Source organism: Streptomyces sp. NPDC101191 (assembly GCF_044767915.1).
Classification (GTDB): domain Bacteria; phylum Actinomycetota; class Actinomycetes; order Streptomycetales; family Streptomycetaceae; genus Streptomyces.
Window position 1 is genome coordinate 729,563 of sequence record NZ_JBIWOU010000003.1, and the last position, 6,013, is coordinate 735,575.

Sequence of the window (6,013 nt, forward strand, 5' to 3'; positions counted from 1 at the left end):
GCGAAAGGTTTCCGCATGTCCCGCACCCTCCGCGTGACGGCGGTGTTCGCCGCACTGGCGGGGCTGGTGCTGGGCCTGCTGGTCTGCGGGACGACGACGGCCGCCGCGGCGGCCCCGGGCACGGTGGCGAGCGCGCCGGCCGGTGGCCCGGGCACGGTGGCGAGCGCGCCGGCCGGTGGCCCGGGCTGTGACCAGGGCCACGGCGACGGGGAAGGGGCCACGGCCCCCGCCGTACCGCCCCGCCCGCACGGCTTCGCAGAGCTGCTCACCGCCCTCGCGGGGGAGCGGAGCTCCTGCGCCGGATGGGGCGCGGACCAGGACGCCGCCGACGCGCCGCCGGGTCCCGCGCCGCCGGAGCCCGTGTCGCCGTCCCCCGTGGAGCTGTCGATCCTGAGGGTCTAGGCCGGACACGCCGCGCACGGTCCGTCCCCTTTCCTCCTCTTTTCTCCTCCGTCCTCAGGAGCGCTTCCGCATGCCCAAGTCCAAGCCCGTGGTGATCGTCGCCGGGGTGGCCCTCGCGGCCACGCTGCTCGGCGTCGTCTCGTACGCCACCACCAAGCCGTCCTCGCCCTCCGGCTCCTCCGTGGCCGAGGTCTCCGCGGACCCCTCCGCCGGGGTCTACCCCGAGCTGGAGGCCTACGCCCGCCGCGACGCGAAGGACGGGCTGGCCCTCGGCCGCGCCGACGCGCCGGTCGTCCTGATCGAGTACGCCGACTTCAAGTGCGGCTACTGCGGCAAGTTCGCCCGGGACACCGAGCCCGCCCTGGTCAAGAAGTACGTGGAGGCCGGCACCCTGCGCATCGAGTGGCGGAACTTCCCGATCTTCGGCGAGGAGTCCGAGGCGGCCGCCCGCGCCTCCTGGGCGGCCGGGCGGCAGGGCCGGTTCTGGGAGTTCCACAAGGCCGCGTACGCGCCGGGCGCCAAGGAGAAGGGCTTCGGCAAGGAGCGCCTGACCGCCCTCGCGAAGGAGGCCGGTGTCGCCGACCTCGCCCGCTTCACCCGGGACGCCGACAGCGCCGCGGCCCGGGAGGCGGTGAGCAGGGACCAGGAGCAGGGCTACGCCCTCGGCGCCACCTCGACGCCGTCCTTCCTGGTCAACGGCCGCCCGATCGCGGGCGCCCAGCCGATGGAGACCTTCACGGACGCCATCGAGGCGGCGGCCGGGGCGGCGAAGGCCGCCGGGTCCAAGGCGGCGGGACCGGGCCCGGACGGGGAGTCGGCCGGGGCCGCGCGATGACCTCCGGGATCGGCTACTTCGCCGCCTTCCTCGGCGGTCTGCTCGCCCTCCTCAGCCCGTGCAGCGCCCTGCTGCTCCCGGCCTTCTTCGCGTACTCCGTCGACACCCGCGCCCGGCTGGTCGCCCGGACCGGGATCTTCTACGCGGGCCTGGCCACCACCCTCGTCCCGCTGGGCGCGGCCGGCTCCTTCGCCGGCCGCCTCTTCTACGGCCACCGGGACCTCCTGGTGGCCGTGGGCGGCTGGCTGATCGTGGCCCTCGGGGTGCTGCAGATCCTCGGCCTGGGCTTCGCGTCCCGCCGACTCGCCGAGGCGAGCGGCCGGATCCGCCCCACGACCGCCTTCTCGGTCTACGCCCTGGGCCTGGTCTACGGCCTCGCCGGCTTCTGCGCGGGCCCCATCCTGGGCAGCGTCCTGACGGTGGCGGCGCTCAGCGGCAGCCCGGCCTACGGCGGGTTGCTCCTCGCCGTGTACGCGCTCGGCATGGCCGTCCCGCTCTTCCTGCTCGCGGTGCTCTGGGAGCGTTACGACCTGGGCCGGCGCCGCTGGCTGCGCGGCCGGCCGATCCGCCTGGGCCGCTTCGAGCTGCACTCGACCTCGCTGCTCTCGGGCCTCTTCTTCGTCGCCCTCGGCACCCTCTTCCTGGCCTTCGACGGCACCACGGCCCTGCCCGGGCTGCTCTCGGTCGACGACTCCTTCGCCGTCGAGGAGCGGGTGGGCGCCCTGGGCCGCGCGGTCCCGGACTGGGCGCTGCTCGTGGCCGTGGTGGCGGTCGTGGCGGCGGCACTCGCGTGGCGCGGGCGCCGCGGCCGGGAGCGGCAGCGGGCGGAGGAGTAGCAGGCCGGAGGGGCCCCGCCGAGTAGGGCATGGCCGGCCGCGCGGGAGCGGCCGGCCGGGGAAGGATCCGGTCGGCCGGGAAGGATCCGGTCGGCCGACGAGGGGATCCGGGCCGCCGCGAAGACGGCGGCCGCCACGGAGCGGGGCGGCGGGGCAGAAACGCGAACGGCAGAAACGCGAACCGGGCAGAACGGGAGGCCGGGCAGAACCGGGAGGCCGGGCAACGCAGAAGGCCCCGTTCTCGCGAACGGGGCCTTCTCCTTGTGGCTGGGGCCGGGGTCGAACCGGCGACCTATCGCTTTTCAGGCGATCGCTCGTACCAACTGAGCTACCCAGCCACGAGATCGTTTCCGATCTCGGCGATCCTGACGGGACTTGAACCCGCGACCTCCACCTTGACAGGGTGGCGAGCTAACCAACTGCTCCACAGGACCATATGGTGTGCGAGAACAAGTCTCGCACAGGGTTGTGCGTGCCCCCAACGGGATTCGAACCCGTGCTACCGCCTTGAAAGGGCGGCGTCCTGGGCCACTAGACGATGAGGGCTAAGGGCCCGCCTGGGCGCTTCTCAGCGCGTCGGGGACGTGAGAAGCATATGGGATGCCGGCCGGTATCGCCAAAACGGTTTCCCGGCGGGGCTGTGGCGGGCTCGCGGCGGGCTTTCCGAGGAGGCGCGTCAGCCCCAGCCGAGCTCGTGCAGGCGTTCGTCGTCGATGCCGAAGTGGTGGGCGATCTCGTGGACCACGGTCACGGCCACCTCGTGGATCACGTCCTCCGCCGTCTCGCAGTAGCGGAGGGTCGGACCCATGTAGATCGAGATGCGGTCCGGGAGGACGCCGGCGTACCACTCCCCGCGTTCGGTGAGCGGCGTTCCCTCGTACAGGCCGAGGAGTTCCGGGTCCGAGGGGTCCGGTTCGTCCTCGACGAACACCGCCACGTTGTCCATCACCCGGGTGAGCTCGGGCGGGATCGTGTCCAGGGCCTGGGACACCAGTTCTTCGAACGTGTCGCGCGTCATCTCCAGCACAAGGCCATTGTCCGGTGCCGGGGCGGTGAACCGCAGCGGCATGGGAGTGGCGATCGCGTGAGGGTGGTGACCCTTCCCGCTGCGCCGGGCCTCCGCGGCCGAGTTCGACAGGGGCACGGAGGGCGTGTCCCCGGTGGCACGAAGGGAGTTGGGCAGGGCGACGCGTTCGGACCGCGTCCCGTTCCTGCCGCTCCCGTCCTGGAGGTGCCTCCGTGCGCCATTTGCCCACCCCTGTGAGATGGGCCGCCACCGCGCTGGCGGTCGCCGCCTGTGCGGGTCTGAGCGGCTGTATGAGTGTCGGCGACGACGGGGCGAGGCCGGCGCCCAGCAGCTCCGCGGGGAAGCGCGGCGCGGCGGGCGGCTCCGGCGAGGACGGCGGGCTCTCCGGTTCGCACGGCGGGGGCGGCTTCGACCGTACGGGGCAGAGCCGGCCCGACCCCGACGGCGAGGACGAAGGGACCCCCGTGCCGAGCGGCTCGGCGTCCGTCACGGCGAAACCCTCCGACGCGGCGGGCCCGGCCGGCCCGGGCGGCGCGCCGAAGCCACAACAGCCGCCGGACGGCGTGGACGGCGGGGCGGGTGGTGCGGCCGGGGGGACCGGCGGCGCCACGACCCCTCCGGTCGACCCGCCCGAGCCGAGTCCGACGCAGGAGCCGACGCCGACCCAGGAGCCGACGCCCGAGCCGACGGTCACCGAGTCGCCCACGACGACGCCCGGCGCGGACACCCACATGGGTGCCATGCGGGCCGCGGAGGGGCCTGACAGGACGACGGAGCCGGAGGCATCACCGCAGGCCGGGCCGGTGTGACGCAGCTCGGTTTGCCTTGGGTGGGGGAGAGTGCGTATGGTGGTAGATCGTTTGATCCCATTTGCCCGGCGCCACGACCGAAGAGCGCCGTGACTGGCGCGTACTCTCCCTTGCCGTGGCTGACCGCATTGAGGCGGTCGTAGTGCGAAACACGGAGTTGACGGGCGCGTGCCGAGACTCCGGAAGGTTTCGCATTTCGCATGTCCATTTTCAGTTCTGATCACGCTGTCCTGCCCGAGAACGACGAGATCGTCGCCGACGCCGTCGAGGCCGTCGAAGCCGCAGACGTCGTCGAGGCCGACGAGACCCCCGCCGACGAGACCCCCGAGATCACCTTCGGTGACCTGGGTCTCCCCGAGGGCGTCGTGCGCAAGCTCGCCCAGAACGGCGTGACCACCCCCTTCCCGATCCAGGCCGCGACCATCCCGGACGCCCTGGCCGGCAAGGACATCCTCGGCCGTGGCCGTACCGGCTCCGGCAAGACCCTCTCCTTCGGTCTGCCGCTCCTCGCCACCCTGGCGGAGGGCCGCACCGAGAAGAAGAAGCCCCGCGGCGTCATCCTCACCCCGACCCGTGAGCTCGCGATGCAGGTCGCGGACGCCCTCCAGCCGTACGGCGACGTGCTCGGCCTCAAGATGAAGGTCGTCTGCGGCGGTACGTCGATGGGCAACCAGATCTACGCGCTGGAGCGCGGCGTCGACATCCTCGTCGCCACCCCGGGCCGTCTCCGCGACATCATCAACCGCGGCGCCTGCTCCCTGGAGCAGGTCCAGATCGCCGTCCTCGACGAGGCCGACCAGATGGCCGACCTGGGCTTCCTGCCCGAGGTCACCGAGCTGCTCGACCAGGTTCCGGTCGGCGGCCAGCGCCTGCTCTTCTCCGCCACGCTGGAGAACGAGATCGACAGCCTGGTCAAGCGCTACCTGGTGGACCCGATCACGCACGAGGTCGACCCGTCCGCCGGCGCCGTCACCACGATGACCCACCACGTCCTGGTCGTGAAGCCCAAGGACAAGGCCCCGGTCACCGCCGCCATCGCCGCCCGCAAGGGCCGCACGATCATCTTCGTGCGCACCCAGCTGGGTGCCGACCGCATCGCCGAGCAGCTCCGTGACTCCGGTGTGAAGGCCGACGCGCTGCACGGCGGCATGACCCAGGGCGCCCGTACCCGCACCCTCGCCGACTTCAAGGACGGCTACGTCAACGCGCTCGTCGCCACCGACGTCGCCGCCCGAGGCATCCACGTCGACGGCATCGACCTGGTCCTCAACGTGGACCCGGCCGGCGACCACAAGGACTACCTGCACCGCTCGGGCCGTACCGCCCGTGCCGGCCGCTCCGGTGTCGTGGTCTCCCTGGCCCTGCCGCACCAGCGCCGCCAGATCTTCCGCCTGATGGAGGACGCGGGCGTCGACGCCTCGCGCCACATCGTCGGCGGGGCCGGCGCGTTCGACCCCGAGGTCGCCGAGATCACCGGCGCCCGCTCCCTCACCGAGGTCCAGGCCGACTCCGCGAACAACTCGGCCAAGCAGGCCGAGCGCGAGGTCGCCGATCTGACCAAGCAGCTGGAGCGCCTGCAGCGCCGTGCCGTCGAGCTTCGCGAGGAGGCCGACCGCCTGGTGGCCCGCGCCGCCCGCGAGCGCGGTGAGGACCCGGAGGCCGCCGTCGCCGAGGTGACCGAGGCCGCCGAGGCCGAGGTCGCCGCCGCTGCCGCGGTGGTCGAGGAGCCGGTGCGCGAGGAGCGCCGCGACTTCGACCGTCGTGACGACCGCGGTGGCTTCCGTCGCGACAACGACCGTCGTGACGACCGTGGCGGCTTCCGTCGCGACAACGACCGTCGTGACGACCGTGGTGGCTTCCGCCGCGACAACGAGCGTCCGTCGGGCGGCTTCCGCCGGGACAACGACCGTCCGTCCGGTGGCTTCCGTCGTGACGACCGTCCGTCGGGTGGCTTCAACCGCGACAACGACCGTGGTGGCTTCCGTCGGGACAACGACCGTCCGTCGGGCGGCTTCCGTCGTGACGACCGTCCGTCGGGTGGCTTCAACCGCGACAACGACCGTGGTGGCTTCCGTCGGGACAACGACCGTCCGTCGGGCGGCTT

6 protein-coding genes and 3 tRNA genes are annotated in these 6,013 nt (G+C 73.0%); 5 read left to right on the forward strand and 4 right to left on the reverse strand.

From position 1 onward, the window contains the following. Window positions 1-15: 15 nt before the first annotated feature. The 3 genes from ACIRQF_RS16550 (at window position 16) to ACIRQF_RS16560 (ending at window position 2,073) form a co-directional block, all read left to right on the forward strand. A complete protein-coding gene (locus ACIRQF_RS16550; protein WP_382477635.1) occupies window positions 16-402 on the forward strand; it encodes a hypothetical protein in 387 nt (128 codons plus the stop codon). Between the two features lie 70 nt (window positions 403-472). Beyond that, on the forward strand, window positions 473-1,237 hold the full coding sequence (locus ACIRQF_RS16555) for a DsbA family protein (protein ID WP_404092773.1): 765 nt from the start codon (window positions 473-475) through the stop codon (window positions 1,235-1,237). Further along, on the forward strand, window positions 1,234-2,073 hold the full coding sequence (locus tag ACIRQF_RS16560) for a cytochrome c biogenesis CcdA family protein (RefSeq protein WP_376637916.1): 840 nt from the start codon (window positions 1,234-1,236) through the stop codon (window positions 2,071-2,073). Before ACIRQF_RS16555 ends, ACIRQF_RS16560 begins: the two co-directional genes overlap by 4 nt. 264 nt (window positions 2,074-2,337) lie before the next feature. Here the strand turns inward: ACIRQF_RS16560 and ACIRQF_RS16565 are convergent. The 4 genes from ACIRQF_RS16565 to ACIRQF_RS16580 form a co-directional block, all read right to left on the reverse strand. Next, window positions 2,338-2,411 (reverse strand) — tRNA-Phe (locus ACIRQF_RS16565). Window positions 2,412-2,433: 22 nt separating this feature from the next. After that, a tRNA-Asp gene (locus ACIRQF_RS16570) sits at window positions 2,434-2,507 on the reverse strand. Between the two features lie 39 nt (window positions 2,508-2,546). Next, a tRNA-Glu gene (locus tag ACIRQF_RS16575) sits at window positions 2,547-2,619 on the reverse strand. A 130-nt stretch (window positions 2,620-2,749) separates the two neighbouring features. Beyond that, window positions 2,750-3,100, reverse strand: a complete 351-nt coding sequence (locus tag ACIRQF_RS16580) for a metallopeptidase family protein (protein ID WP_376637917.1) — start codon at window positions 3,098-3,100, stop codon at window positions 2,750-2,752. Window positions 3,101-3,390: 290 nt separating this feature from the next. Here ACIRQF_RS16580 and ACIRQF_RS16585 point away from each other — a divergent pair, with 290 nt between their 5' ends. Together ACIRQF_RS16585 and ACIRQF_RS16590 are read left to right on the forward strand one after the other, a co-directional pair. After that, the gene (locus ACIRQF_RS16585) at window positions 3,391-3,909 is read left to right on the forward strand and encodes a hypothetical protein (RefSeq protein ID WP_404092777.1); all 519 of its coding nucleotides are present in this window, start codon (window positions 3,391-3,393) and stop codon (window positions 3,907-3,909) included. A 200-nt stretch (window positions 3,910-4,109) separates the two neighbouring features. Beyond that, window positions 4,110-6,013: DEAD/DEAH box helicase (locus tag ACIRQF_RS16590; RefSeq protein ID WP_404092780.1), on the forward strand; the 1,904-nt coding region annotated here is incomplete at its 3' end.